The sequence below is a fragment of the Streptomyces sp. NPDC046925 genome (assembly GCF_040644915.1).
Lineage (GTDB): Bacteria > Actinomycetota > Actinomycetes > Streptomycetales > Streptomycetaceae > Streptomyces.
The window spans coordinates 1269323-1295976 of record NZ_JBEYWZ010000001.1 but is presented as its reverse complement, the minus strand read 5'-3'; the positions used below and the strand labels follow the sequence as shown (position 1 = coordinate 1295976).

Here is a 26654-nt window from a genome sequence, read left to right as displayed (position 1 = left end):
GTGGCCGGTGCCGCGGTGGGGGTCAGCTCAGCGCTTCGAAGACGCCCTGGCTGGTCTTGCTGTTGAGAACCTCGGTCAGGTCCTGGTTCTCCTTCGCCAGGCGGTTGGCGGAGGTCACGTTCTCCTGGAGCGCGTCGATCATCGTGCTGATCTGGACGACGACCTTCTGTGCCTCGGTGTTCCAGCTGCGGAAGAGCTTCAGCAGGGCCTGGCCCTCGTCACCGCCGACGCCCGAACGCGCGGCGATCTCGGCGACGTTGTTCTGCACCTTCTCGACCTGGTCGCGGGCCGTCTCCAGAGAGGAGACGCCTCCCAGGCCCTTGGCATAGTCCGCTTTCCTTGCGGCGCTGTCCGGCATGGCGCACTCCTTTCGTTCAGGTGCGTTCTTCGCACCGTTCCCGCTGAGGCTAGAGAGAACCCAGTGTTCCGCGCAACGCGAGTGCGGAAGATCTGAGCATCGGCGGACCAGTTGAATTCAGCCGTGTGGCAACGGAGTTGTCCAAGGATTGCAGCGGGATGAACAGATGCCCCTGACCGGACCCGGATTCGCGAAGCCACCGGCGGACCGACGGCTCGTGATACGGGCGGAAAGCGGGCACCCCAAGGCGCCGAACGGTCACGGAGATGGTCGATTTCGGCGACATCCACGGGATTACGCGGGCACGGCTGCCCGGAATATTTGAGCTTCCCCTGAGAGTTGGCGCGCCTATCCGGCATCGCGCCGACGGCACGGCGGGACCGAATTCACGATCCCGTGCCGCATTCCCCTCGAACTTTTCCCCGCTATCGCCCCTTTCCTTTCGTTCGGGCCCCTATGCGCGCCTTGCCGGAATCAACGCGCCGGGTCAGTCCCGCGACGCCGCGCCGGCCTTGCCCGCGTCGGCGTCCCCGCCGCCCTTACCGTCCTGCCCCGATCGGCCGGTTTTACCGCAGTCCGGGGCGGTGACCTTGGGTTTCGTCGCGCCGGACGCGGCGGCCGGATCGAGGTCCGCGCCCGTCGGGAAGGCCGCGAGGAGCGGTGCGGGGACCGAGTCGATGTCCCCGGCGCCGTACCCGAGCGCCGCCAGTGAATTCTTGTCCGAGACCCGGTACTTCACGCCGTTCTCCGCGACCAGATAGGTGGTGCCGCCGTGCGCGGCGCCGCTCGCGTGCAGGGCCCTGACCAAGGCGCCGCGGCCGGGTCGTACGACCGTGGCGTCGGTCGGGACGCAGGCCGGGCTCAGCGGCTGTGCGGCGCCGTCCGCCACCGCGACCGGGGCCAGCCGGGTCAGCGGGACCAGGACCGACCGGATCCGGGCGCCGCCGTCGCCGCCGTCCACCTGCGCGCAGAGCGCGGTGCCGCGCGCCGCGCTCTGCGGGGTCGGCGGCGCGTCCGGCAGTTCCGCGGACGCGGCGGGGCCCGGGTTCTTCGCCCGGTGCTCGCGCAGCACGGCCGCGCCGACCGTGCGCGCCTCCGGTGACTTGCCCTGGTAGGCGTCCTTCTGGGTGGCCGGGTCGCCGAGCACCAGGGCCGCGCCGAGCCGGGTCAGCGGCACCGTGCCGTCCTTGCGCAGCAGGTGGTAGGTGCTGCCGCCGCCGGGCACGACGACCTTGAAGACCTGGCCGATCCGGCTGGCCCCGCCCTCGATGTCCGGGCCCTTCCCGCCGCGGCCGGGCACCTTGGGCGGGCTCAGGGCGGGGCCGGGAGCCAGGGCGTCGAGGAAGGCCGCGGAGACCGGCATGGGCTCCTTGGAGCCGTAGCCGAGCGCGTTGCGGGCGTCGGACGCGCGGTCAAGGGCCAGCCTGCTGCCGCGCCACACCAGGTACTCGGTGCCGTCGGGGCCGCGTACGAGCACCCCGCGGTCGCTGCCGACGTCCTGCGTGTCCAGCGGCGCCCCGGCCACGATGCTGGTGGCCCCCGGCTTGTTCACCCCGGTGTCCCGCACGGCGCCGGAGGTGTCGGGCAGCGCTCCCCCGGCCCCGGTGACGCACATGTGCCAGGCGCCGGAGTCGAGTTCGCCGGGCCCCGGCACGGTGTCGGGCAGGCCGGGTATGCCGACCGGGCTGCCCACCGGGACGTCCTTCAGCGAGGCGGTGCGGACGTCGACGGCCGCCAGGTCCGAGCCCCCGACCAGCCGCGCCGACGCGTAGTTGCGCACCGGGTGCAGGACGCCGTCGGTGTCCGTCCACAGATAGCGGGCGCCGGTGTCGCTGTTGACCACCAGGTGCTTGCCGTCGCGCCAGGCGTCGTTGCCGCCGGGGCGCAGCAGCCCGTACACGACGGTGCCCGCGGCGATCAGTGCCGTCACGAGCACGCCGAAGATCACGCCGCGGGTGGTGCGCCCGAGGGGGCTCTCCGGGGCGTCGGGGTCGGCCGTGAGCAGGCCCGAACTGAGTCTGCCCATCATGAAACTGTGGGCGTGTACCTGGTCTCGTTTGGACTGCACGGCCTCTCCTGTGACTCCTTGTCCGTGTCCCGGCGGGCGGGCTCCGTACCCCGTCGGGCAGCTGCCCCCGGGGCTTCCCGGTGGGCGGGTGTGCTCAGCCGAACAGGCCGCGCAGCCAGCCGAAGAGCCCCGCCACCCAGCAGCTGAGCGGCAGCAGCGCCACGGCGAAGAGGGTGTGCGCCAGTTCCGCCGCACGGCCCCAGTACGGCAGCATCCGGCGTCCCGGCACCGTCCAGGCGGCGATCACGAGTCCGGCCGCGGCGGCGAACAACACGGCGAAGACCACCAGGCGGCCGGTGCCGTCGCTGTCCACCGCCCAGGCGCGGGCGAGCAGCAGCAGTCCCCAGACGCCGGGGACGGCCAGGGTCAGGCGCTGCCCGATGTGGACGAGGCCGCGGCAGTGCAGGAGCAGCAGCAGGCTCAGCACGAGGGAGACGAGGACCGCGGGCAGGCCGGGGCGGTGGGTGAGGACGATCAGGGCGGCCGCGGCGATGGTGCCGGTGGCGGCGAACAGCGCGGTGACCCAGCGTCCGGCGAGCTCGGTGCGCTGGGCGACCTCGTCGCCCGCGTACGGGTCGATGCCCTCCTGCAACTGGCCCGCGGTGGACGGCAGTGCGGGCAGCCGCAGGCCGGCCAGTTTGAAGGCGAAGGGGGCCACCGCTCCGGCGGCGAGCGTGACGAACGCCGCCACCAGTGCCACCGCGGCCGGGGCGCCGAGGCCGCTGTAGCCCATCAGGGCCCCGGCGATCGCGGTCGCCACCGACACCAGGGCGGTGGCGAGCAGGGCCGGGGCGCCGACCGCGGTGGCGGCGAGGGCGAGGACCGCGCCGCCCGCGCCCGCGGCGCCCGCGGCGAGCAGCCGCGCTCCGGCGACCCGCACCGCGTCCGGGCCGCTCAGGTCGCCGCCGGGCAGCAGCCAGCCGGCCAGGGCCAGGCAGGGCGCGACAAGCAGGCCGAGGGCGGTCGCCGAGAGGCGGTCGCCGACCGCGCGGCTCGCCGATCCCGCTCCCGCGAGCAGCAGCAGCCCGGCCACGGCGGCACAGGCGGCCTGCCGGGAGCCGGAGTCGGTGACGCCGGGCCAGAGCACCAGGACGAGGGCGGCCACCACGGTCGCCACCGCGGTGCCCACCAGGGCCCCGCGGGCCGCTCCGGCATGCCAGGTGTGCAGCTTGCGGCCCGCGGTGTCGGCTATCCCGTCCACCAGGTCGTCGAGGCGCGCCTCGGGCAGCGCCTCGGTGTGCGGGCGCAGATAGAGCACGTCACCGTCGGCGAGCCCGGCGCGGGCCAGGGTGGCCTCCTCGTCGAGGGGGGCGTCGCCGAGCCGCTGGAGCACCCAGCCGGCGTGGTCGAGCCCTGCTTCCTCGGCCTCCTCGCCGACGTAGCGCAGCAGGGTGGGCAGGAGGTCGGCGACCGGCACATCGGCGGGCACGGCCAGATCGACGGACACGCTCGGCGCACGTACGGTCAGGCGGCACAGTTCGGCCACCGCACTGTCGGTCATCAGCTGAACTCTCGTCTTCCGTGGTGGCTTTGCCGGGAGGACTTCCCCGGGAGTGAGGACGCGCGAATAATACGGAAGACCCGCGCGGCCGGGAACGTGGGTGCCGGACCGGGGAATTGTGTCCGCGCGAACCGCGAACACCTCCCCGCGTGGACAGGGCACGTTCCGTGAATGCAGACTACTGCCTACGCCCACCGGGTCGTGCTGCGGTCCGGACGCATTGTCCGGAAGAGACCGGAAGAGAGTTGCCCATCACCGGAGTTGCCTCTCCCCGTTGTCCGTCACGGGAGTTGCCTCTCCCCCGCTATCCTCCCGAACCATTCACCCGGCGTTCACCGCGTCATGCGGGTCCCGGAGAATCAGCATGGTGCGGTCATTCCCGTCGCCGAGCGCCCCGGTATTCGCTGCGGGCCTGAAAGCCAGTAAAAGCGGAGGTTCTGTTCCTTGAGTGTGGTGCTGTTTCGCCGTCCGGCCCGCAGGCGCGGACCGGAGATGCCCGAGGGACAATTGACCCTTCAGGAACCGCCGGTCCTCTCCGAGACAGTTCCGGACACCTCGGCCATATGGACTTATCTGCCGATGGCGCTCATGTCGGTGTCGATGATGCTGATGTTCCTGCGCCCCGGCGGCGGCAACGGCGTCTTCATGTATCTGGCGATGGGCGTCATGGCGTGCTCCGCCGGTGCCATGCTCCTGGGTCAGCTCATGCGCCGCTCCAGCGAGCGCAAGCAGCGCCTCAAGGGCGAACGCCGTGACTACCTCCGCTACCTCGCCCAGACCCGCAAGCGGGTCCGGTCCACCATCGTCGAGCAGCAGCGGGCTCTCGCCTGGCGCCACCCGGAGCCGGCCTCGCTGCGCTCCCTGGCCCGCACCTCGCGGCTGTGGGAGCGCCGCCCCGCCGACGAGGACTTCGGCGAGATACGCCTGGCGGTGGGCGAACAGCAGCTCGCGCTCGCCCTCAACCCGGTCTCCACCCGCCCGGTGGAGGACCTCGAACCCCTCTGCGCGCACGCCCTGCGCCGCTTCATCCGCGCCTACTCCACGATCCCCGGACAGCCCCTGGGCCTCTACCTGCGCTCCTCCGCGCGGGTCCTGCTGCGCGCCGGGGAGAGCGCCGAGGAGACGCCCGGTACTCAGACACCCGAAGCCTCCGGGGCCTCCGAAGCCGACACCGAAGCCGTACGCGCCCTGGTCCGCGCCATGCTCGGCCAGCTCGCGGTGTTCCACGCGCCCGAGGAACTGTGGATCGCCTTCTGCGTCAGCGACGAGCGCCGCCCCGACTGGGAGTGGGCCAAGTGGCTGCCGCACACCCTGCACCCCTACGAGGAGGACGGCGCGGGACAGGTCCGGCGGATCACCGCCGACCTCACCGAACTCGACGACCTGCTTGGCGCCGAGTTCGCCGAGCGCCCCGGCTTCGACCCCGACGCCCGCCCCGGCCGTGACGAGCCCTACACGGTCGTCGTCCTGGACGGCGTGACCGTCCCCGAGGGCCACCGCTGGGAGGGGCACGGCTACCGCAACGCCCTGATCCTGGACGTCTCCGGTGCGCTGCGCTGGCGCCCGGGCCGCAACACGCTGCGGCTGACCGCGGGACCCGACCAGGTCAGCCTGGTGCGCACCGACCGCAGCCGCAAGGAGCGTTCCGTACCCCTTGGCCGGCCCGACCGCCTCGGCCCGCACGGCGCCGAGTCCCTGGCCCGGCTGCTCACCAGCCGCCGTATCAGCCTGGGCAGCGACATCGCGCAGCCCCTTGACTCCGACGTCGAACTGACCACCCTGCTCGGCATTCCCGACCTGCACCGGCACGACCCGCAGGCGCTGTTCGCGCGCAACACCGGCTCCGCCCGCCTTCGGGTGCCGATCGCGGTCGGCGTCGACGGGCGCCCGGTGGAACTCGACATCAAGGAGTCCGCGCAGGGAGGCATGGGCCCGCACGGCATGCTCATCGGCGCCACCGGCTCCGGCAAGAGCGAACTCCTGCGCACGCTCGTCCTCGGCCTGGCCCTGACCAACTCCTCGGAGACCCTCAACTTCATCCTGGTCGACTTCAAGGGCGGCGCCACCTTCCTGGGCCTGGAGGAACTGCCCCACACCTCCGCCGTCATCACCAACCTCGCCGACGAGGTCGCCCTGGTGGAACGCATGCAGGACGCACTGCACGGCGAACTCATGCGCCGCCAGGAACTGCTGCGCTCGGCCGGCAACTACACCTCCGCCCTGGAGTACGAGCGGGCCCGCGCCGGCGGGGCCGACCTCGCCCCGCTGCCCAGCCTGTTCGTGGTGGTCGACGAGTTCAGCGAGCTCCTTTCCGCACACCGGGAGTTCATGGACCTGTTCGTGATGATCGGCCGCCTCGGCCGCTCCCTGGGCGTGCACCTGCTGCTGGCCTCGCAGCGCCTGGACGAGGGCCGCATGCACCAGCTGGAGAGCCACCTCTCGTACCGCATCGGTCTGCGCACCTTCTCGGCGATGGAGAGCCGGGGCGTCCTGGGCGTGCCGGACGCCTACCAGTTGCCCGCCCAGCCCGGCAGCGGCTTCCTGAAGTCCGGTGTGGAGGCCCTGACCCGCTTCCGCGCCGCCTACTCCTCCGGCGGCTACGCCCGCCGCACCGGCGCGGTCGTACAGGCCCGGGTGGCCAGCCAGGTGGTGCCGTGGACCAGCGGCTGGGTGGTGCCGCGCACCCTGGAGGCCGCGCCCGACCCGGAGCCGGACGCCGAGGAGAACGGCCCCGAGGAGACCCTGCTCGAAGTGGCCCTGGACCGGCTGCGCGACGCCGGGCCGGCCGCCCACCGCGTGTGGCTGCCGCCGCTCGCCGAGCCCTCGCCGCTCGACGACCTGCTGTCCGGCGTCGCCCCCGACCCCGAGCGCGGCCTGAGTGCGGGCAACTGGCCGGGCACCGGCAAGCTGCGGGTCCCGGTCGGCCTGGTGGACAAGCCCTTCGAGCAGCGCCGCGACCCGCTGGTCGTGGACCTGTCCGGGGCCGGCGGCCATGTCGCCATCGCGGGCGGTTCACAGAGCGGCAAGTCCACCCTGGCCCGCACCCTGATCGGCGCCCTCTCCCTGACCCACACACCCGCCGAGATCCAGTTCTACTGCCTGGACTTCGGCGGCGGCGGGCTCTCGCAGCTCGCCGGGCTTCCGCACGTCGGCGGGGTCGCGGCGCGGCTCAACCCCGAGCGGGTGTACCGGGCCGTGGCCGAGGTCATGACGCTGCTCGCCCGCCGTGAGCAGTTCTTCGTCGACCACACCCTGGACTCCATGCAGTCCTACCGGCGGCGCCGGGCCGCGGGGGAATTCCCCGACGAGCCCTTCGGCGACGTGTTCATGGTGGTCGACGGCTGGTCCACGGTCCGGCAGGACTACGACGACCTGATCCCCAAGTTCAACGAACTCGCCGCCCGCGGCCTCAACTACGGCATCCATCTGCTCATCACCACCACCCGCTGGGTGGAGCTCTCCGCCCAGGTACGCGACCAGGCCGCCACCCGCCTGGAGCTGCGGATGGGTGATCCGATGGACTCCGAGATCGACACCCGCAAGGCGCGCTCGGTGCCGCGCAGCGGCGGCCGCGGCATCACCGCGGACAGCAAGATGCACTTCCTGGCGGGGCTGCCCCGCCTCGACGGGAGCGGCTCCCTGGAGGATCTCGGCGACGGCGTCGCGCATCTGGTCGCCGAGGTCTCCCGGCACTGGCAGGGCCCGTCCGCCCCGCAGGTACGGATGCTGCCGCACCGCCTGCCGCTGGCCGAACTCCCCGCGCCCGAGGCCACCGAGGGCGGCGGCATGCGGCTGCCGCTCGGCATCGACCAGGACGCCCTGGAGCCGGTCTGGCACGACTTCAGCCGCACTCCGCACCTGATCGTGGTCGGCGACAGCGAGAGCGGCAAGACCAATCTGCTGCGCGGCATCACCGCGGGCATCACCGCCCGCTACGCACCCAACGAAGCGAAGATCATCGCGGTGGACTACCGGCGCACCCTGGTGGACACCATCCCCGAGGAGTACCGCATCGGGCACGTGATCTCCCTGGACAACCTCAAGGAGACCGTCGACGGCGCGGCCCGCGCGATCAAGACCCGGGTGCCGGGCGCCGACATCGCACCGGCCCGCATGCGCCAGTGCGACTGGTGGACCGGGCCTCGTCTGTTCATCCTGGTCGACGACTACGACATGGTCTCCGGCAACGGTTTCCAGAGTCCCTTCGAGCCCCTCTTCGAGCATCTGGCCCTGGGCTTCGAGACGGGCCTGCACCTTGTCGTCGCCCGCAGCGCCATGGGTGCGGGACGCGGCCTGAGCGACGCTCTGCTGCGCCGCCTGGACGAGGCCAACAACCCGGCCGTGCTGCTGTCCTGCCCGCCCACCGAGGGCCGCCTGTTCGGCAACGCGAAACCCCGCAACCTCCCTCCGGGCCGTGCCCTGCACATCGCCCGCCGCCGCGAGCGCCTGATGCAGACGGCGCTGGTGGAGGAGGCTTCGGGCCACAGCAGCTGAGCGCAACGGAAAGCGGGGGCCACTCCTGGTGGCCCCCGCTTTCCGCTGCCCCGGTCTTTGCCCCGGCCCTTCGCTCAGTCCTTGGCCGGTCCGCCCGCCTGCGCAGGGCGCCAGCCCCTGCCGCGGGCCCGGGGCAGCGCGAAAGCGCCCCAGAGGACGGCCAGTACGCCGGCGGTGCCGAGCAGCACGAAGAGGGTGGCGCGATCCGTCGCGCGGTCGACGCCGGAGGTGTCGCGCACGGTCACCGCGTCCGCGGCGTGCCGGGCGCCGGTGGCCTCGGATGCGCCGAGGACCGTGGTGACGGCGGCGTAGGCGTCCAACTGCGGGATGTCCGCGGGATAGGCGGTGGCGGTCAGGCGGCGCGCGACGACCCCGGGCGATTCGCCGGGGTGGGCGGCGCGGACCACCGCGGCGGCACCGGCGGCCTGGGCGGCGGCCACCGAGGCTCCGGCGCCGAGATAGTGGCCCTTGCCGCGCGGTCCCCCGGAGACCACTCCGGCGCCGGGTGCGGCCAAGTCGATGCCGCCGGTGGGCAGGGCGGCGTCCGGGCGGACGCCGGCGGGCAGCATGTCGGCCACCGAGAGGACTCCGGGCTCGCCGGCCGGCCAGTAGGTGCGGGGCGGGACCTCCTCGGTGCCGCGCCCGGTCGGATCCGGGGTGGCCGCGGCGATCACCACGGCGCCCGCACGCCGGGCCTCGGCGACGGCGCGGGTCAACTCCTTGTCACGGCGCGGCAGGGCCACGGCGATCGCGATGACTCCGGCGCGCGCCTCGGTCGCCTCGCGCAGTGCCTCCGCGACCAGGTCGGCGCTTGCCTGCCCGCGTTGGCCGGTGCCGCGCAGGGCCAGGATCTTCGCGCCGGGCGCTACTCCCGCCAGGCGCGGGCTGCCTCCGCCGTTGCCAGCGATGAGCCCGGCCAGGAACGTGCCGTGGCCCACGCAGTCGTCACCGGCCGAGCCTGCGGCGGTGACCCGGCCCTTGAGCCCGGCGGCGTCCGGGGCGACGCCGGTGCCGATCAGGGCGACGGTCACGCCCGCGCCGGTGCCGTACTTGTGCAGCCGGTCCAGGTCGAGGCGCTGGCGCGACCAGTCCTGCTTCTCGGCCTTCTCCCGTGATGCGGGAGTGCAGGGCGTGTCCTCGGCGTCCGGGTCGAGCGCGGAGGGCATGCCGGGCAGTTCCTGGCCCTTCTTCCCGTCGGCCGTCGCCGGCCGCGAGAAGGGGGCCGCCGGGGCCGGGGCGGACACGGTGAGCAGCAGCGCGGCGGCCAGACCGGCGCCGCTCAGCAGGCGGGCGCCCGTACGGGCGGGCGGCTTCATCGGGGTGCCGCCTTCGGTGCCGCGGACGCGACGTCTTCGGGGACGAGGATGCGCAGGTCGTCCAGGGTGGGTGCGGCCAGTGAACTGAGCCGTCCCGCCTGGCGGGTGACCATCGACTCGACCACCTGGCGGGCCAGGCGCGCGTTGCCGAAGGAGCGGTCCCTCGGCAGCGAGTCGAAGTACTCCCTGAGCAGCGGCCCGGTGCCGGGACCGCATTCGTAGCCCATGCCCGCGGCCTGCGCGCGCACGATGGTGACCAGTTCTTCCGAGGAGTAGTCGGAGAAGCCGATCCGGCGCGGGAAGCGGGAGGACAGGCCGGGGTTGGAGGCGAGGAAGCGTTCCATCTCGTCGGTGTAACCGGCGACGATGACGACCACCTCGTCGCGGTGGTCCTCCATGAGTTTGAGCAGGGTGTCCACCGCCTCCTGGCCGAAGTCGGCGCCGCCGCCCGCCGGGGTGAGGGTGTAGGCCTCGTCGATGAACAGGACGCCGCCGCGGGCCCGTTCGAAGACCTCGCGGGTGAGCTGGGCGGTGTGGCCGATGTAGCGGCCGACGAGGTCGGCGCGGGCCGCCTCGATCAGCTGGCCCCGGTCGAGGATGCCCAGCTGCGTGAGGATCTCCCCGTAGAGGCGGGCGACGGTGGTCTTGCCGGTGCCGGGCGGCCCGGTGAAGACCAGGTGGTTACTGAGCGAGGGCACCGGAAGTCCGGCGGCGGCGCGGTGGCGGGCGGTGGTGATGAGGTTGACCAGGTCCGCGACTTCGCGCTTCACCTCGGCGAGGCCGACCATGTCGCCCAGGCGCGTCAGCGGGTCATCGGCCGGGGCGGCGGTCTCGGCGCCCTTGGCCGCGGCGGCGGTGGAGACGTCCTCGGGCAGCAGCAGCCGCAGGTCGCTCTCGCCGACCTGCGACAGGGTGGCGAGCCGTACCGCCTGTCTGTCCACCATCTCCTCGAACACCCCGCGCGCGGCACGGCCGTTGCCGAAGCCCGCGTCGCGCGGCATCGCCTCGAAGTGCGCGGCCAGCGCCTCCGCGGTGCCCTCGCCCAGCTCGTACTGGTGCTGGGAGCACATGTTCTCCATGATCGCGACCAGTTCGGGCACCGAGTAGTTCTCGAACTCGACGGTCCGCGAGAAGCGCGATGCCAGGCCCGGGTTGGAGCCGAGGAAGGAGTCCATCTCGCGGGAGTAGCCGGCCGCGACCACCACCACGTCGTCGCGGTGGTCCTCCATCAGCTTGAGAAGGGTGTCCACCGCCTCGCGGCCGAAGTCCGCGCCGCCGTTGCCGCTGTCCGCGGTGAGCGTGTACGCCTCGTCGACGAACAGCACACCGCCGAGGGCACGCTGGAACGTCTCGGTGGTCTTGATGGCGGTACCGCCGACGACCTGGGCGACCAGGTCGGCGCGGGAGACCTCCACCAGGTGCCCGCTGCGCAGCGAGCCCAGTTCGGCCAGGATCGCCCCGTAGAGGCGGGCCACGGTGGTCTTGCCGGTGCCGGGCGGCCCGGCGAAGATCAGGTGGCGGCTCATCGGCGGCGCCGACATGCCCAGTTGTTCGCGGCGCTGGGCGAGCTGGGTCAGATTGACCAGGGTGCCCACCTGCTGCTTGACGTTCTCCAGGCCGATCAGGGCGTTCAGGGCGCCCAGCGGGCCGTCCTCGCGGTCCGGCGGCGGCGCGTCCCCGGAGCCGGAGCCCGCCGGGTCGGTGTTCTCGGCGCTGCCGGTGCCCCAGGCGTCGCGCTTGCCGTTGCCGACGCTGTTGAGGCCTTCCACGGCGAGGCGTTCGCCGGGCGCGGTCTGCACCAGGCCGCCGCCCGCGTTCTCCCTGGCCAGGCAGTTCACCAGGGAGACCGGCGCGGTGGACTCCACCCGGAAGCCGTCCTGTTCGCCGCCGGAGACCTCGCAGCCGCTGAGCGAGGCGAGCGCGCCCTCGCGGAGCAGGAAGCCGTGGCTCTTCGCGGCGTGCACCGTGGTGCGGTTGGCGGTCAGCTCGCCGCCCGCGGCGACGACCACCCCTTCCTCGCCGGATATCTCGACGCGGAAGTCGCGGACGGTGACGTTGCCGCCGTCCTCCACGACCAGGCCGCCGGTGGCCGTGTCGGAGACTCCGCCACCGGCCAGGTAGAGGGTGCTGCCGGAGGCCACGCGTACGCCCGCGCCCTTCGGCCGGACGACCTCGCAGTCCTCGGCGCGGCCGCGGGCGTCCTTGGCGGCCGCGATGCCGTCACCGGACGGCTCCACCAGGCGGGCCCGGCGCAGCAGCGGGTTGGCGCCGCTGCGTACCGCGATCGCGGGCGAGCCGCCGATGACCTCCAGGCGGTCGAGTTCGGGCGCCGAGTCCTCCTCCAGGAGCAGCGCGGTCCCTTCGGAGTCGCGGACCGTGAGGCCGGTCAGCGCCGGGGAGGCTCCCCCGGCGACCCGCAATGCGGCGCCCTGCGCGCCGTCCACCCAGCAGTCCTCGAAGGTGCCGCGCGCCCGGTCGGTGACGAGCAGGCCGTGGCCGCGGGTGCGCGAGACCCGGCAACGGCGCAGGACCGGGTCGCTGCCGCCGGCCAGCGCGATGCCGTTGCCGGACGCGCCGGTGACGCGGACGTCCTCGAGGGTCGTACGGCCCGCGCTGCTCAGGTGCACGCCGGTGCTGGTGTCATGCACCACGGTGCGCACCACCGTGAGGGAGGAATTCTCCTCCAGGGCGATGGAGGGCTTGTCGGTGGAGGAGAAGTCGCAGTCCTCGACCGTGCCGCGGGCCTCGCCGTTGGCGAGCAGGCCGTTGCCGCGGGCGCCGCGCACCGTGCAGCCGCGCACGCGCGCGTCGCCCTCCTCCGCGAGGACCAGGCCGCTGGTGCCCAGGTGTTCGAAGTTGCAGGACTCCACGGTGGTGGGCGTGGTCGAGGTGACCACGATGCCCGCGCCCTGCGGGTTGCTCACCCGGCAGTCCCGCAGCGCGAGCGAGCCGGTGCCCCCGGCCAGCATCGCGGTCCAGGCGGCGCCGACGACCTCGCAGCCGTCGAGCGCGGCCTGCCCGCGCCGCACGTCCACGGCGGGCAGCTCGGCGTCCCCGCCGCGCAGCGTCAGTTCGGAGAGCATCACCGCGTCGGCGCGCAGCGTGAGCACGCTGCCCGAGCGCGGCCGGATCTCCACGGTGCCCCGCCCCTCGGCGGCGGTGAGGGTGACCCGGGTATGGATCACGAGGTTCTCCGCGTACGTACCGGGCCGCACGCTGATGAGCGCGCCGATCCGGGCGGCAGCGAGTGCCTCACCGATCGTCCGGTAGCGGTCCTGGCTCCCCGGACCGACCGTCAGTACCTGGCGCGACACGCACCAACCTCCTTGCCATGGCGGCCTCTGCAGCGGGGCGCCCCTCACCCGGGGGCGCGTGTCGGCGAGCCGACGGTGCCATCATGCCTCGCCCGCGGCGCCGGGCGGGCGCCGGGAGTGGTGTGCTCCCGGTCCGGAGCGTCCGGTCAGACGCTCCACTTCTGGTTGTCCCTGCCGGTGCAGCCCCACAGTTCCAGGGGAGCGCCGTTGTCGCGGTTGCTGCCGTTGATGTCGACGCACTTGCCGACCACGGTGTTGACCAGGTCGTGGCTGGCGTTCAGCGCGAACTTCTGGGCGTCGTTGCCGTTGCACCAGGCGATCTGGATGGCCGAGCGGTCGTTGAAGTTCGCGTTGGCGACGTCCAGGCACTTGCCCTGGATGCGGATGGTGCCGTCGGAGGCGAACTGGAACTTCTGCGCGGGGGCGTTGTTGCAGTCCCACATCTTCAGCTGCCTGCCGTCGCTGAAGTTGCTTCCCGGTACGTCGATGCAGCGGCCCGAGAGGTGGCTGCGGAAGGAGACGGGGGCGCTGAGCGTCAGGCCGGGACCGGTCTTCTTGGGCGTGTCCTTCTTCCCGTCGGACTTCTTCTCGCCGCTCTGCTTCTCCGTCCGGGTCTCCTTGCCGTCGTCCTTCGCCTTGTCCTTCTCGCCGTCGTCCTTCTCCGGGGCGGGCACGGCGGCTTCCTTCGCCGGCTTCTTCGGCTTCTCGGACTCCTCGGCCTTCTTCTCGTCGTCCTTGGAGCCGGTGTCGGGCGCGGTCTGTGCGAACTCGCCCGGTGCCTCCTGCTCGTCGCCGCCGAGGACGGTTCCCGCCGACGCGGTCGTCTTGCGGTCCTTGTCGTCGTCACCGCCGAGCGTCAGCAGCGGCACCGACACGAGCAGCGCTCCGGCCACCGCGGCTCCGGCGAGCACCGCCCTGCCGGGCCGGCCCACCGGCCCGGCCTGCTGCTGCGGCTTGCCGATCGCGGTCGCGGACACGGTCCGTACGAGCGCGGGCAGCCGGCTCTTGGCCGCGCTCGCGGCGCCGGGGTCGGCCTCGGGCTCCGTACCGGCCGAGGCGCCGCTCCCGGCGGCGGTCTCCCCGGACTTGGCGGCCTCGGGCTCGGACTCCGTCTCGGGCTTGGACTCGTTCTCGTTCTCGGCAGCCGCCTCGCCGGACTCGGCCGCGGGCTTCGACTCCGGCCCGCTCTTCGACTCCGGCTCGCTCTTCGGCTCGGACTCCGGCTTCGGTTCGGCGGCGACGGCGGCCGTCGCGGTCGTCGTCTCTTCGCCGTCGGGACCGGTCTCGGCCTTCTGGGGCTTGGGGGGCTGCTGGGCAGAACTCGTCACGAGATCCTCCCGGTGGTGTGGGGGCGGGGTTCAGGGGAGGTCGCGGCGTCCGCTGCGGGAGTCTCCCCGGCTCCCGGCGCGTCCGCGGGGCCCAGAAGACGGTCCGCGGGTACGAGCATGGGGGCCGCGGCTCCGGCGTTGACCGACAGCCATGTGCCCGAACCGCTCAGCGTACGGGCCAGCTCCCGCGCCGGGAGCATGTCATGCGCAAGTGCCGCGGACATGAACTCGTGTGCCGGTGAGGTGAACGCAAGCACAACCGGGGCCCCGTCCCGCCCGGCGGCCCTGAGCGGACCGCCGTCCGGTCCGCGCACCACCGTGAGCTCCGCCACGGCGAGCGCCGCGAGCGCCTCCTCCACCGAGCCGTAGCCGGTGGCGGCCCGCTGCGCCGCCGCGTCCACGGGGTCGGTGGGCTCCGGCCAGCCGAGGACTCCGGCCGATGGCCGGTAGGCGGGGTTGGCGCGGTAGTCGCCCACGCCGCCGCTCTCGTCGGACTGCCATTCCCCGAGCACCGCCCAGTCCGGCGGGGTGCGTTCGTCGGTCCACTCCGGGTCGACCACGCCGATCCAGTGACCCGGCGCCCGGCGGGCGGCGGCTCGTACGGCCTCGGGTATCTCGGGCGTGACGTCGGCTTCGGGCGTCGTCGCGGGTGCCTCGTCGGCGGGGGCGGCGGGGGCCGCGGCCGGTACCGGTCCGTCGGACGTCACGGGCCGGACGGCATCACGCCTGCCCTCTTGCCGTTCTCCGGGCCGCATTCTCACCTGAACTCTTCGGTCCGTACGCATCGTTGGGCGCCGGACAACAGGCGCGCACGCCGACACTGATCACGTCCGGGAGTCAACAGAATGCCACACGCGTCCCTCCCGTTGGGCGCCGGGGAAGTTCCGTTTCGGGCTCGGGCGTGCCCGTTTGATGCCCGAGTGGGGAACTTTCCGGGAGCAGTGAGGCATGAGGGGACAAAGCGAAAGGTCCGTTGTGGCGGGAGGGGCGGCCGTGGCCGCCGTGACGGGCTAGGTTGGGCATGCTGTCGGCCACGCCGACGTGCAGTGCGTTCCGGCCGGGCGACCAGGCCAGGGGCGTACGGGAATTAACTCGCAGCCCGGAAGCGTCGGACCGGCCTGCGGCCGCCGCCGCGGCCGACCACGCGGCGAACGGCATCAAGTACCGGGCCCCACCGGCTCATTTCGACGCGACTCCCGCCCAACACCCGTGTGGTGACCGGCGCTCGACCGGCCCGGCCGCCACGCAGGCCCGTGCTCACCCCGACAGCTCCGCCACCGAGGAGTACCGCATGTCCCCCCAGCACCGCACCCCCGGCGCGAACGCGGAGACGGCCGCCACCCCCACCGAAGAGTCCGGAAAGCCGGCCGAGCCCGCCGCCCCGGACAACGAGGCAGCCTCCACCCCGACCGGCGAAGAGGCCGCCCCCACCGCACCGGAGACGAAGGCCGCCGCCCCCGCCCCGAAGGGGAACGCCACCCCCACCGCACCGGAAAAGTCAGAAGAGCCAGAAGAGCCGGAGGAGAAGGCCGCTCCCTCCGCCTCGGCCGCCTCGGCCGCCCCGGCCGCCTCGGAGACGAATCCCGCCCCCGAGTCCGCCCCCAAGGCCACGGCCACCCCCGAGGCCAAGGCCACCCCCGCTGCCCCCGACGGGAACTCCGAGGCGCCCGAGGAGGGCGTCGCCGTGGCGGCGGCCGTCGCGACGGCGCCCCCGAGCGTCAAGTCCGGCACCGGCGTCGACACGGGACGCCCCCGCAAGCCGGTCCTGGCCGGTGCCGCGATCGCCGGCGCCGCCCTGATCGCGATACCCCTGCTCCTCGTCGGCAGCGGGCGGGACGACAGGCCCCCGAACGACGGCAAGGAGCTGTCCGCGGGAGACACCGTGCTGAACCCGAACTCCGGCCCCGCGGCCCTCGACGACTACAAAGCCACGAAGCCCAGTCCGTCGACGTCACAGAAGAAGCCGAAGAAGACCGAGCAGCCGAAGGCCGCGGTCCCCAAGGCCGCCGTGCCCGCCCCGCAGCCGAGCCCCAGCAAGTCGCCCGAGAAGAAGGCCGAGTCCAAGCCCAAGCCCAAGGCGGCCCCGAAGCCGAACTGGAGCACCGAGACCATCTCGGCACCCAGCGTCCTCGAGGTCAATCAGGCCTGGACCACCAACCGCATCCGCATGGTCATGCAGACCGACGGCAACCTCGTCGTCTACAACGAGAAGGGCAAGCCCATCTGGGCGGCCATGACCTTCGGCCAGAACCACCGGGCGATCTTCCAGCAGGACGGCAACCTCGTCATCCACAACGGCGACGACCGCCCCATCTGGGCCTCCAAGAGCCACGGCCACGAGGGCGCCCGGCTGGTCCTACGGAGTGACGGCAAGGTGGTCATCGTGCACAACGGCCGGGTCATCTGGTCGACCTGACACCACGGGCTGCGCCATTCGGCACCTGGCCGCGCCCGCGTGGGCGAGAATCGGCGGGTGCCGGAGTACAGCTCGATCACCGCGTTGGACAGGCTTCTCGACGACTTGCCCGTCGGCGAGGCCCGTCGCCGACAGCTCGGCATGGTCCGCGGCGAACTGCTGCGGGCCCTGTCGCGCGACGCGCTGCCCGTCGGCGCCCGGCGCTCCCTGCGCCGGCTCCTCGAACGCGAGACGCTCGGCCCGTATCTGCGCATCGCGGAGTCCGGCGTCCTGCGGGCCCGGCTGGTCAAGGGCGCGCGGCCGCCCACGTCGGAGCCGACCAACGAGATCCGCAGGCAGTGCGTCGACGTGCTGCGCGGGTCGATCGGCCTGCCGCCGCTGCGCCTCGGCGGCGGCGCGCTGACGCTGCAGCCCACCCCGGAGTTCGGCGACCTGGCAGCGCTGCGCAACCAACTCGACAAGGACCTCGGCAGCGGTCATCTGCCGCCGGGCCGGACCCGCCTGACCGCGGTGCTCGCCCTCATCCTCGACGCGGCCCCGCGCTCCGGCGAACTGGTCGCACTGCGCCTGACCCACCTCACCCCCGACAACCGCGCGGTCTACATCGAACGCCACCCCCAACACGGCAGCAGCCAACCCGCGCAGGGCGACTGGTTCGCCCTCACCTCGCTGAGCCGGGCCGCGCTGGAGCGGTGGCTGCCCCTGCGCACACAACTGGTCGAACAGGCCCACGGCACCAGCAAATTGTGGGTCAGCCTGCGCCCCAACCACAGCGGACTGCTCGACGACGACGGCCTGGCCACCCTCCGCCCGGCCGGGCTCCCCCTCGAAGAGAACGGCCTGATCACCAGCTACCGCCGCGGCCGCGCCCAGTACGACCTCACCGCCCTGCTCCCTCCGAAGCCGGAACAGCTGCGCCGGGCCGTCGTCGCCGAGACGCCCCGGCCCGTGGTCGCGCGGGCGAAGGCACAATGACCACATGGAACGAAACGAAGGCGGCAACAAGAAGACGACGGCGAATGCCATCGCGCTCGGCGTCCTGTTCGGCCTGTCCGCGGGCATCATTTTCGGGCTTACGGTGTTCGACAATTTCGCCGTCGGCCTCATCTCGGGCATCGGCGTCGGCGGTGTCGCCGGCATCGCCTTCTCCTCGTCCCGCCGGCAGCAGGACACTCCGGCGGACGAACACTGACCCCTCACTGACCCCCGGCGGGGGCGAGTTGCTGACTGGCGAGGCGCCGGTAGGTGGTGTCGCGGTCCATCAGCTCGGCGTGGGTGCCGCCGGCGCGCAGCCGGCCGTTCTCCAGGACCAGGATGCGGTCGGCTCCGATGGTCGTGGAGATGCGGTGCGCGATGGTGACCACCTGGCAGCGGGCGCCGATGGTGCTGATGGCGTCGCGCAGCGCCGTCTCGGAGTCCGAGTCCAGGTTCGCCGTGGCCTCGTCGAGGAGCAGCACATCGGGTGAGGTGAGCAGGGCGCGCGCGATGGCAAGGCGCTGTCGTTGGCCGCCGGACAGGCCGTTGCCGGATTCGCCGAGTTCGGTGTCCATGCCCTGCGGGAGGGCGTCGATGACCTCGGTGAGGTGGGCGTCCCGTACCGCCTGGGTCATCTGTTCGGGGGTGGCGTCGGGGCAGGCGTAGGTGAGGTTCTCGCGGATGGTGCCGCGCATGAGCGGGGCGTCCTGTTCCACCAGGCCGATGCGGGAGCGCAGATCGGCCAGGGGCAGGGCGGCGACGTCGGTGCCCGCGATGCGGATGGTGCCCCGGTGCGGGTCGTGGAACCGCTCGATGAGCTGGAACAGCGTGGTCTTGCCCGCGCCGGAGGGGCCGACGACGGCCGTCACGCCGGTGCGCGGAAGCTCGAAGGAGACGTGGTCCAGGACGGGGGCGGTGTCGTCCGCGTAGGCGAAGGAGACGTCGTCGAACGCGATGGAGACGGCCGTGTCCGCGGGGCGGGGTGTGTCGTGCGCGGAGGATTCCTGGTCGATGTCCGCCAGATCCCTGACCCGGTCGATGGCGGCCCGGCCCTGCTGGAGTTCGCCGAGGGCCATGAACAGCATGACCAGCGGGGAGACCAGATAGAAGAGATACATGATGAACGCGGTGAGGTCCTGGATCGGCAGCGATCCGGTGGCGGTGCGGGCCATGCCCCAGGTGATGACGACGGCGAGGGACACCTGGGTGCCGACGTTCATCGCGGGCATCAGCATGGCCGACAGGCGGGTCACCCGGATGCCGCTGCCGCGGGCGTCGTCGGCCAGTGCCCGCAGGCGCCCGGCCTCCCGCTGCTCGGCGCGCGAGGCCTTGACCGTGGTCAGTGCGCCGAGTACGCGCAGCAGGCCCGAGCCGAAGTGGCTGGTGTCCTCGCGGTTGGCAAGGGCCGCGGTGCGTACGGCGCGGGCAAGGCCCAGGGCGGCGGCCGACGCGACGCCGAGGCAGCCGGCGGTGACCAGGAGCATCCGCCAGTCGATCCAGGCCATGACGGCGATGCAGCCGATGCTGGTGAATCCGGCCGTGAGCATTTGCGCGACGGACGAGGACAGCGCGATGCGGGCGATGGAGGTGTCGGCGACGGTCCGGGTGAACACATCGCCGTGTTCGAGCCTGTTGAACTCCCTGACCCGGGAATGCAGGAGCCGTCCTGTGAGGGTCGTACGCATGTCGAAGACGATGTTCTCGCCGGCACGGCCGATGAGATAGGCGTGGGTGGCGGCGAGCAGGGCGTCGGCGGCGAACAGCGCGGCGATGATCGCGATGGGGCCCGCCACGGACCTGTCCTCGGCGACCGCTTCGATCAGGTCGCCGATGAGGAGCGGCTGCAGGAGCGTGGCCGCGGTCCCCGCCAGGCCGAGGAGGGCGCCGATGCCCAGGAGCAGGCGCTGGCCGCGGACGATGTCGCGGATGTTCATGCGGTCTTGGTGTAGGTCGCCAGGAACATCGGGTACTGCTCCGTGTACGGCGCGAGGTCCCAGTTGCTGTAGTGCGCCTCGGGGGTGAGCCCGGCGGTGCGGGCGTAGGCGTCGACCTCTCCGGGGGTGGTCAGCCGGGAGAGTTCGTTGCCCACCCGGGTGCTGCCGTCGGACTCGTACCAGATGTGGGAGCACTGCCACAGGTCGGAGCCGGGCGGGAGCGTGGAGTGGGTCTGCAGTCCGGTGCCGGGCTCGGGGTAGGGGGTGAACAGGGTGGTGCGGGCCAGGCCCTCGTGGATGGCCTCCACCGCGGGCCGGTTGCCCGTCTCGATGACGAGGCGGCCGCCGGGCACCAGGCGCTCGGCCGCCCGGTGGATCGCTGCCTGCTGGTCCTCGGGGGTGAGCAGCATGGACAGGGTGCCGCACACCGCGTACACCAGGCCGTAGTGGCGGGTTTCGGTGTAGTCGCGGATGTTGGCGCGTACGCCGGTGACATCGGTGGCGCCGGGTGCCGCGGCCAGCAGGTCGAGCATCTCGGTGGAGGAGTCCACGCCGGTGATCGCGCCCACCTTCGCGGAGAGCGGGATGGCGATGCGCCCGGTGCCGACACCGAATTCGAGGGTGCCGGCCGCGGGGTCGGGGTGCAGGCGGCCGAGCACGTCCGCGGCGGCGGTCGCCTCGGCGCCCATGGGGAAGAGCCGGTCGTACCAGGCCGCGAACTGCCTGCCGTAGCCGATGTCGTCGACGGTGCTGTTCATGGTGCTCGGGTCCTAACTGGTCTGTGGGAATGGGCGCGGTCGCCGCGGCCGTCGCGGCGACCGCGCCGGTGTCGGGAGCAGACCGTGATCAGGTCGGCCAGTAGCCGCTGCCGGTCTGCATCACGGAGCGCAGCAGGCGTACGCGTCCGTCGTCGGCGAACTCACCGAAGCTGAAGACCTCCAGGTCGCCGAGGCCGCGGCGGCCTTCGACGGGCACCATGGTGTAGCGGGCGGCGAACCGGTTGGCTTCGCTGAGGGACGTGTGGATGTCCAGGCGGTAGGCGAGGCCTTCCTTGCGGCTTGCTTCGAGGGACTGGAGGATCGCGGGGCGCTGCATGGCCGCGCCGTTGATGTACTGCACGGCGTCGGGGGTGTGGTAGCTGTCGTACGCGTCCTGCAGCGAGGTGCCGCTGTCGCTGCTCAGCCGCGCGAAGTCGGTGAGGTAGGCGGCCGGGTCGGCCGTCACCGCGGCGGGGGTGCCGGGCGCGGGGCGGGCGTCGCTGTCCCAGGTCTCGCCTTCGGGGTGTCCCCAGCCGTAGGTCATGCGGGCGGTGGAGACCGTGGGTCCGACGCGGCCGTCCTCGGCGAGGTCGGCGAAGATGACGACTTCGGTGGTGTGGCGCACCTGCATGAGCAGGGACCTGCTGACGGTGTAGCGGGCGGCGGCCCGGTCGCCGTCCACGACCGCCTCGTGGACGCGCAGTTCGTAGGGGGCCTGGTCGGCCCGCCACTTGGACAGGTTCTTCAGGGATTCCTGGCGGTCGCGGTGCTCGTGGTTGACCACGTGCGGGGCGTCCGGGACGTGGTAGCGGTCCCATACGTCCTCGAGCGGCAGGTTCTGGTCGAAGGCTTCCGCCGTGTAGGACCGCAGGTATCCGACGAAGTCCTCGGCCGGAGTGGGGGGAAGGGTCACAACGCTCTCCAGGGTGGGTTGCCGGGCGGGCCGGCGGTGTGGGACGGGCGGGGCGGCGCCGCGGGCCGGCGCCTTCGCCTTCAGGCGGCCGCGGTCAGGTGAGGGCGGTCGTCCGGCTGCATCGGTGTGTAGGGCGAGACGAACAGGGTCTCGGGGGCCTCCGTGGTGTCGTGGCCCGAGGCGCGCACCACGCCGAACTGGAAGCCCTTGACCTTGGCCGGGTCCGGCTCTCCTTCGCGGATCCGCCCGCGGATGAACTCGGCGAGCACGCGGTAGGAGGAGTTGCTCTGGATTCCGGTGATGCCCGAGCGGGTGGCCCGCTGCAGGATGGCCGTGCAGAGGTCGAAGACCGCCTTCTCGGGGCGGCGCGTGGCGAACCAGAAGGCCTGGTGCACCTTGCGCGGCTCGATCATCTCGATCTCTGTCCACTCGCTGGTCTCGCCGGCGAGGTCGAGGGTCCGGTACACGTAGTGGAAGTCGTGCACCGCGGGGTTGGGCGCGAAGAACTTCCAGTTCGGTATCTGCGAGAAGACGTCCTTGGAGATCGCCCGGTTGAAGGCGGGGTGCGGGTGCTGGGCGGCGACCGTGGTGATCAGCGCCGCCGCGCCCGCCCAGCGGGCCAGGGAGCCCGGTCCGGTGAAGGTGTCCTTGAGGAGGGCGCTCGGGTTCACTGCTCGGCTCCTGCCTGCGCGGTGGGGTGGGTGGCGCCGTCGGCGTCGGCGTCGCCGGAGACCGCGGTGAGGAAGTCGGCCATGAGTGCTGCCGCCTTGTGCGCGAAGCGGGCGTCGGTCAGGAGCGAGTCGTGGTCCGCGTCCTCGACGACCTTGAGGCCGCCCTGTCCCAGACCGCGGTGGGCCTGGACGAGCTCGTTGTAGAGCAGGAGCTGGTCGGGGTCCTGGTCGACCGTCTGCTGGGCGGCGATGACCAGGCCGGGGGCGGTGATGGGGTCGATGTCCCCGTCGAAGGAGCGGAAGTCCTCCTCCACCGCGGCCCATTCGCGTTTCGCGGCCTTCCACAGCCGCGCGTCGGTGTACTGGGCGAACACCTTGTCGCGGTAGCGCGAGGGCAGCTTGTCCACCCACTCGGGGCGGCTCATCACCACGCCGGTGCCCAGCGTGAGGTAGCGGGTGGCGTGCGCGATGGTCTCGCGCAGGTCCTTGGCGCCCACGCTCTGCCGCTGCGAGCGCTGGAGTTCGGCGGGGTGTGCCGGATCGAGGTAGACGAGCGCGGCGATACGGTCGGCGAGCCGGGGCGAGACCCGGCGGATCAGTTCACCGCCCAGTGAGTGGCCGACGAGGATGACCTTGCGGTTCTCGGGCACCACCTGCCGGACGAGGTCTTCGAGGTCGTCGACCGATTCGCCCAGTTCGTAGGGGCCCGTGCTGTGCCGGCGGCTTCCCGCGTATCCGGAGCGGGCGTAGGCCACCACGGCGTGGTCGGAGTCGTAGGCGAACTGCTCGGTGATCCAGGCGAAGTGCTCCGAGGTCGAGGACAGGCCGGCGCAGAACACCAGGACGGGGGTGTCGGCGTCGTCGCGGCCCCCCGTCTCGTACTGGAGCTCGTTGCCGTGCCGGGTGGTGACCGTGCGGGACGTGGGCCAGCCCTCCAGGACCACGGAGCGGCGCTGGGCCGCGAGGGCCGCGCTGAGGGCGATGCCCGCGGCGAGCAGGATGCCGGCTGCCCTGACCGCCCGGTCGTCGCGTCCGGCGACGGCCGGGTGCGAGACGGGGGCCGTGGTGTAGGCGACCATCGGGTGCATCGAGGTGAAGGCGGTCATGAACCGCCCGAGGCCCATCACGAAGGCGTTGGTGACGTGGAAGCTTCCGGCGGCGGCCAGCACGGGCCGCGTCAGGCGTCCGCGCGCCAGGTACACCAGGGGGAAGAGGCATTCCAGGGCCAGAACCCCGTGCTGGACGTACTTCGCGGTCCTGGGATGTTTCTGGGTCAGGCGATAGGCGCTCTCGGAGCCGTACGTACGCGTGCGCATGACGCCGGGCAGCGCCTCGCCCGTACGCCATTTGTCGCCCACGAGTTTGACCCAGCCCGAGACGCCGTAGGAGAGGGTGGCCTGCATCGCGACGTACCACAGCAGTGCGTCCTGGGTCTGCGGTGTCCTGGAGAGGCGGGCCAGTCCGGTCGCGCTCTGCACCAGGGTCGCCACCTGGTCCGAGCCGTCGGTGCCGTAGCGGTGGCGGGCCTGCAGCAGGCCCGTGGTGCCGCTCAGGAAGAGGTTTCCCGCGCCGCGCCACCGGCTGCTGCCGGGCAGCAGGAGTCCGGCGCTGACCGCGGCGCGGGCGGCGTGCAGGGCGACGGTGGTTCTGCGGCCGCTCACGATGTCGGTGAGTTTGCGGAGTGCCGGATTCTTGGACTCCGGGCTCTCCCGCATGATCTCCCAGTCGTTGAGTCCGCCGGATTCCAGCTGTTTACGCTGGTGCAGATATTCGAGGGAGGAGGAAAGCGTGGTGAGGGCGGCAAGTCTTTCCGATATTCCCATGGCCCTGTTGCGGCTCACCGGGACGGGCTGGAAAACCGCGGAAGCAATTCTCTTTACATATCTCAAGAACAGTCCTCTCAACTCGCCCAGATTCAGTGAGCTAGCATGGGCAGGCTGTCGGGCCGCGATTCCGGCGCGGCCCGACAGCCCTGATGCACTCACATCAAGACAGCTGCGAGTTTCTCTGCGGTCCCTTAATTACAATTTCCGGGGCCGTTGCTGAACCTGTTACTTGCCGGCTCCGGCCGCGCGGCCCGCCTCGTAGGCGGCCACGGTCACGCCGCCTGCGGCGAGGCCGCCCGCGGCGTAGGGGCACGTGACGAGGATGGCCGGGGTGAAGGCCACCGGCATCATCGGCTCGACCCGGTCGCCCGCGGCTTCGGCCAGCGTCGGCGCGGTGGTCGCGCGGACGCTGTCGATGATTCGACTCATTGGATCTCCCTTGGGTGGAGTTCTGACTGACCTGCGAAAAGGGTCAGTTGACGACCCGGCCGGCCACGTAGGCGCCCACCGGGACGGTGAAGGCGACGACCGCGGCGGTGATCTTCGCGGTGACCGGAACGGCCACGGCCGGGGTGGCCATGACGGGCACGCCGTCGGCCACCGTCAGGCCCTGGTCGATGGGGCCGAGCTTCTGCTCGTTCATGAAATCGGCGATCTTGGCCACAATTACCTTCCTTAGCGGTACGACGCCGAAAAACGGGAAGGCGAGCCCACGGCGAAAAGCGTGGGCGAGAACACAAAACGGGGCACTGCCCCTATAACTACGCAGGCTCCTCAAGTGTTCGGAGTACCGCGTCACTTCCCCGTTAACCGACGCATGGGTCAGATGCGTGATCTTGCGAGGCCAACAATAACGATCATTACCTGCGCTATAGCAAGTCTTTGCCTATGTGACGCGCATCACATCGATACGGAATGGACTATTCCGGAAAATCTCCGGTAAGAATTCGATCAATGTCAACGAGGGCGTGCGCGAACGACCCGCGGCATGTTCTCCTGACTGAATCCACCCCGCATCCACCCCCCGCACATCACGGATCGGACATCCATGCATGAAGCGACAAAAAGTCATATTCACGTAGAAGACCTGTGGCGCCGCTACGGAAGCGCCGCCAAGGGCTTCGACGCGGTGCGCGGCATCAGCTTCTCGGTCATGCCCGGCGAACTCTTCGCCCTCCTGGGCACCAACGGCGCGGGCAAGACCTCCACGGTGGAGCTCATCGAGGGCCTGGCGCGCCCGCACCGGGGAACGATCCGGATCTTCGGTTCCCACGACCCGGTCACCGACCGCCGCCGCATCCGCCCCCGTACCGGCGTGATGCTGCAAGAAGGCGGCTTCATCTCCCATCTGACGGTGCGGGAGACCGTACAGATGTGGGCGGAGTTCACCACACGACCGCGTCCGATCGCCGCGGCACTGGAACTGGCCGGGCTCGCCCACCGCGCCGACGTCATGGTGCAGAACCTCTCCGGCGGCGAGAAGCGCCGCCTCGCCCTGGCCACCGCGACCCTGGCGCGCACCGAGATCCTCTTCCTCGACGAACCGACCGCCGGCATGGACCCGGAGGGACGCCACGCCACCTGGCAGCTCATCAAGAAGCTGCGGGGCGAGGGCGTGACCATCCTGCTGACGACGCACTACCTCGAAGAGGCCGAATCCCTCGCCGACCACCTGGCGATCATGCACCGGGGCCGGATCGCCGCCTCCGGCACCGTCTCCGAGATCGTGGCCGAGCACCCCTCCACCCTCTCCTTCGGCCTCGGCGGCCACCACACCGCGCACGACCTCCCGGTCGGCGGCGAGGTGACGGACGACGCGAACGGACGCGTGACCGTGACCACGGACAGCCTCCAGAAGGACGCCGCACGGCTGCTCTCCTGGGCCGAGGAACATGACGTGGTCCTGGACCGGTTCACCGCGCGACCGGCCTCCCTCGAAGAGGCCTTCATCAGCCTTGCCGGTGACAGCGACGACACCCGCGAACAGGAGGAGGCCGCCGCATGAGCACGCAGACCGCCCAGCACATGAAGGCGATGTTCCGCATCGAGTGGAAGCTCTTCAACCGGCTCAAGGTCAACTACCTGTACGCCGTCTTCGTCCCGCTGATGGTCCTCGTGGCGCTCCAGTTCGCCCAGGAACAGATGAACCTCGACGCCAGCGGCCTGAACCCGGGGCCGGTCATGGTGTCCACCTCGGTCGGCGTCCTGCTGGTCTTCTCCCTCTACTCCTTCATCACCAGCCTCTACGTGGCCCGCAGGGAGGAGCTGGTCCTCAAACGGCTGCGCACCGGCGAGGTGTCGGACCGGGTCATCCTCGCGGGCGGCGCGTCCATGTACGTCGTCGTGTGCGCCGTACAGCTCCTGGTCGTCGTCACGGGAGTCTCCGTGATCTTCGGCATCGCGCCGCGCCAGCCCCTCGCGGCCCTCGCCGGAATCCTCACCGGCCTGGCCCTGATGACGGCGATGGCAGCCGCCACCGCCGCGCTGTGCCGCACCATGGAATCCGTCGCGGTCGCCACCCTCCCGGCGATGTTCGTCCTGCCGATGATCTCGGGCGTCTACATCCCGCGGGAGATCCTGCCGGACGCGCTCGGCGACGCCCTGCTGTTCGCCCCGATGTCCTCCACGGTCGACCTCGTACGCACCGGCTGGACCGGCGACCTGACCCTGCTCGACGCGCTGACCCGGATACTGCTGGCCGGCGCGTGGACCGCGCTGTTCGCGTGGATCGCCGTCCGCAAGTTCCGGTGGGAGCCGCGGGTCTGAGAGCCCGGCCCCGGGC

General features: G+C 71.9%; 20 protein-coding genes. 6 read left to right on the top strand and 14 right to left on the bottom strand.

Going from position 1 to position 26654, the window contains the following annotated elements:
* Window positions 1-22: 22 nt before the first annotated feature.
* The 3 genes from ABZ906_RS05425 to eccD all read right to left on the bottom strand — a co-directional run bounded on the left by ABZ906_RS05425 (window position 23) and on the right by eccD (window position 3927).
* Window positions 23-358, bottom strand: coding sequence for a hypothetical protein (locus ABZ906_RS05425; protein WP_361185896.1), 336 nt, complete (start codon window positions 356-358; stop codon window positions 23-25).
* A 487-nt stretch (window positions 359-845) separates the two neighbouring features.
* Window positions 846-2426 carry a type VII secretion protein EccB gene (gene eccB, locus ABZ906_RS05420; RefSeq protein ID WP_361377609.1) on the bottom strand — a complete coding sequence of 527 codons (1581 nt, stop codon included), beginning with the start codon at window positions 2424-2426 and terminating at the stop codon, window positions 846-848.
* Window positions 2427-2520: 94 nt separating this feature from the next.
* Window positions 2521-3927 (bottom strand): type VII secretion integral membrane protein EccD, encoded by a 1407-nt coding sequence (gene eccD, locus ABZ906_RS05415; RefSeq protein ID WP_361185890.1) that lies wholly within the window; start codon window positions 3925-3927, stop codon window positions 2521-2523.
* A gap of 492 nt (window positions 3928-4419) precedes the next feature.
* Here eccD and eccCa point away from each other — a divergent pair, with 492 nt between their 5' ends.
* Window positions 4420-8421, top strand: a complete 4002-nt coding sequence (gene eccCa / locus ABZ906_RS05410) for a type VII secretion protein EccCa (RefSeq protein ID WP_361377606.1) — start codon at window positions 4420-4422, stop codon at window positions 8419-8421.
* Window positions 8422-8495: 74 nt separating this feature from the next.
* On the opposite strand, the gene ABZ906_RS05405 is transcribed toward eccCa, so the two are convergent.
* From ABZ906_RS05405 to ABZ906_RS05390, 4 genes are all read right to left on the bottom strand, one after another.
* Entirely contained in the window at window positions 8496-9737 is a 1242-nt protein-coding gene (locus ABZ906_RS05405) for a S8 family serine peptidase (RefSeq protein ID WP_361377603.1), read from the bottom strand.
* Window positions 9734-13051, bottom strand: a complete 3318-nt coding sequence (locus ABZ906_RS05400) for a right-handed parallel beta-helix repeat-containing protein (RefSeq protein WP_361377600.1) — start codon at window positions 13049-13051, stop codon at window positions 9734-9736. The genes ABZ906_RS05405 and ABZ906_RS05400 overlap by 4 nt, the downstream gene beginning before the upstream one ends.
* A gap of 146 nt (window positions 13052-13197) precedes the next feature.
* Window positions 13198-14379, bottom strand: a complete 1182-nt coding sequence (locus tag ABZ906_RS05395; RefSeq protein ID WP_361377597.1) for a ricin-type beta-trefoil lectin domain protein — start codon at window positions 14377-14379, stop codon at window positions 13198-13200.
* Complete coding sequence (locus tag ABZ906_RS05390; protein WP_361377594.1) at window positions 14376-15134, bottom strand: type VII secretion system-associated protein; 759 nt, start codon at window positions 15132-15134, stop codon at window positions 14376-14378. Before ABZ906_RS05390 ends, ABZ906_RS05395 begins: the two co-directional genes overlap by 4 nt.
* Window positions 15135-15670: 536 nt before the next feature.
* Between ABZ906_RS05390 and ABZ906_RS05385 the strand changes: the two genes are divergently transcribed.
* The 3 genes from ABZ906_RS05385 to ABZ906_RS05375 are packed head-to-tail and all read left to right on the top strand — an operon-like array spanning window position 15671 to window position 17987.
* Entirely contained in the window at window positions 15671-16795 is a 1125-nt protein-coding gene (locus ABZ906_RS05385) for a mannose-binding protein (RefSeq protein WP_361378102.1), read from the top strand.
* A 57-nt stretch (window positions 16796-16852) separates the two neighbouring features.
* Window positions 16853-17770, top strand: a complete 918-nt coding sequence (locus ABZ906_RS05380; protein ID WP_361377591.1) for a hypothetical protein — start codon at window positions 16853-16855, stop codon at window positions 17768-17770.
* A gap of 4 nt (window positions 17771-17774) precedes the next feature.
* Entirely contained in the window at window positions 17775-17987 is a 213-nt protein-coding gene (locus tag ABZ906_RS05375) for a hypothetical protein (RefSeq protein ID WP_361185869.1), read from the top strand.
* A 4-nt stretch (window positions 17988-17991) separates the two neighbouring features.
* On the opposite strand, the gene ABZ906_RS05370 is transcribed toward ABZ906_RS05375, so the two are convergent.
* The 7 genes from ABZ906_RS05370 to ABZ906_RS05340 all read right to left on the bottom strand — a co-directional run bounded on the left by ABZ906_RS05370 (window position 17992) and on the right by ABZ906_RS05340 (window position 24536).
* Entirely contained in the window at window positions 17992-19704 is a 1713-nt protein-coding gene (locus ABZ906_RS05370; RefSeq protein WP_361377588.1) for an ABC transporter ATP-binding protein, read from the bottom strand.
* Window positions 19701-20462 (bottom strand): class I SAM-dependent methyltransferase, encoded by a 762-nt coding sequence (locus tag ABZ906_RS05365; protein WP_361377585.1) that lies wholly within the window; start codon window positions 20460-20462, stop codon window positions 19701-19703. Before ABZ906_RS05365 ends, ABZ906_RS05370 begins: the two co-directional genes overlap by 4 nt.
* Window positions 20463-20550: 88 nt before the next feature.
* On the bottom strand, window positions 20551-21375 hold the full coding sequence (locus ABZ906_RS05360) for a nuclear transport factor 2 family protein (protein WP_361377582.1): 825 nt from the start codon (window positions 21373-21375) through the stop codon (window positions 20551-20553).
* Window positions 21376-21455: 80 nt separating this feature from the next.
* On the bottom strand, window positions 21456-22046 hold the full coding sequence (locus ABZ906_RS05355) for a hypothetical protein (RefSeq protein WP_361185858.1): 591 nt from the start codon (window positions 22044-22046) through the stop codon (window positions 21456-21458).
* On the bottom strand, window positions 22043-23869 hold the full coding sequence (locus ABZ906_RS05350) for an alpha/beta fold hydrolase (RefSeq protein WP_361377579.1): 1827 nt from the start codon (window positions 23867-23869) through the stop codon (window positions 22043-22045). The genes ABZ906_RS05355 and ABZ906_RS05350 overlap by 4 nt, the downstream gene beginning before the upstream one ends.
* Window positions 23870-24097: 228 nt before the next feature.
* A complete protein-coding gene (locus tag ABZ906_RS05345) occupies window positions 24098-24301 on the bottom strand; it encodes a hypothetical protein (RefSeq protein WP_361185852.1) in 204 nt (67 codons plus the stop codon).
* 43 nt (window positions 24302-24344) lie between these two features.
* Complete coding sequence (locus tag ABZ906_RS05340; RefSeq protein WP_361185850.1) at window positions 24345-24536, bottom strand: hypothetical protein; 192 nt, start codon at window positions 24534-24536, stop codon at window positions 24345-24347.
* A gap of 384 nt (window positions 24537-24920) precedes the next feature.
* Between ABZ906_RS05340 and ABZ906_RS05335 the strand changes: the two genes are divergently transcribed.
* The gene (locus ABZ906_RS05335; RefSeq protein WP_361377576.1) at window positions 24921-25877 is read left to right on the top strand and encodes an ABC transporter ATP-binding protein; all 957 of its coding nucleotides are present in this window, start codon (window positions 24921-24923) and stop codon (window positions 25875-25877) included.
* Window positions 25874-26638, top strand: coding sequence for an ABC transporter permease (locus ABZ906_RS05330; protein ID WP_361377573.1), 765 nt, complete (start codon window positions 25874-25876; stop codon window positions 26636-26638). The genes ABZ906_RS05335 and ABZ906_RS05330 overlap by 4 nt, the downstream gene beginning before the upstream one ends.
* Window positions 26639-26654 lie beyond the last annotated feature (16 nt).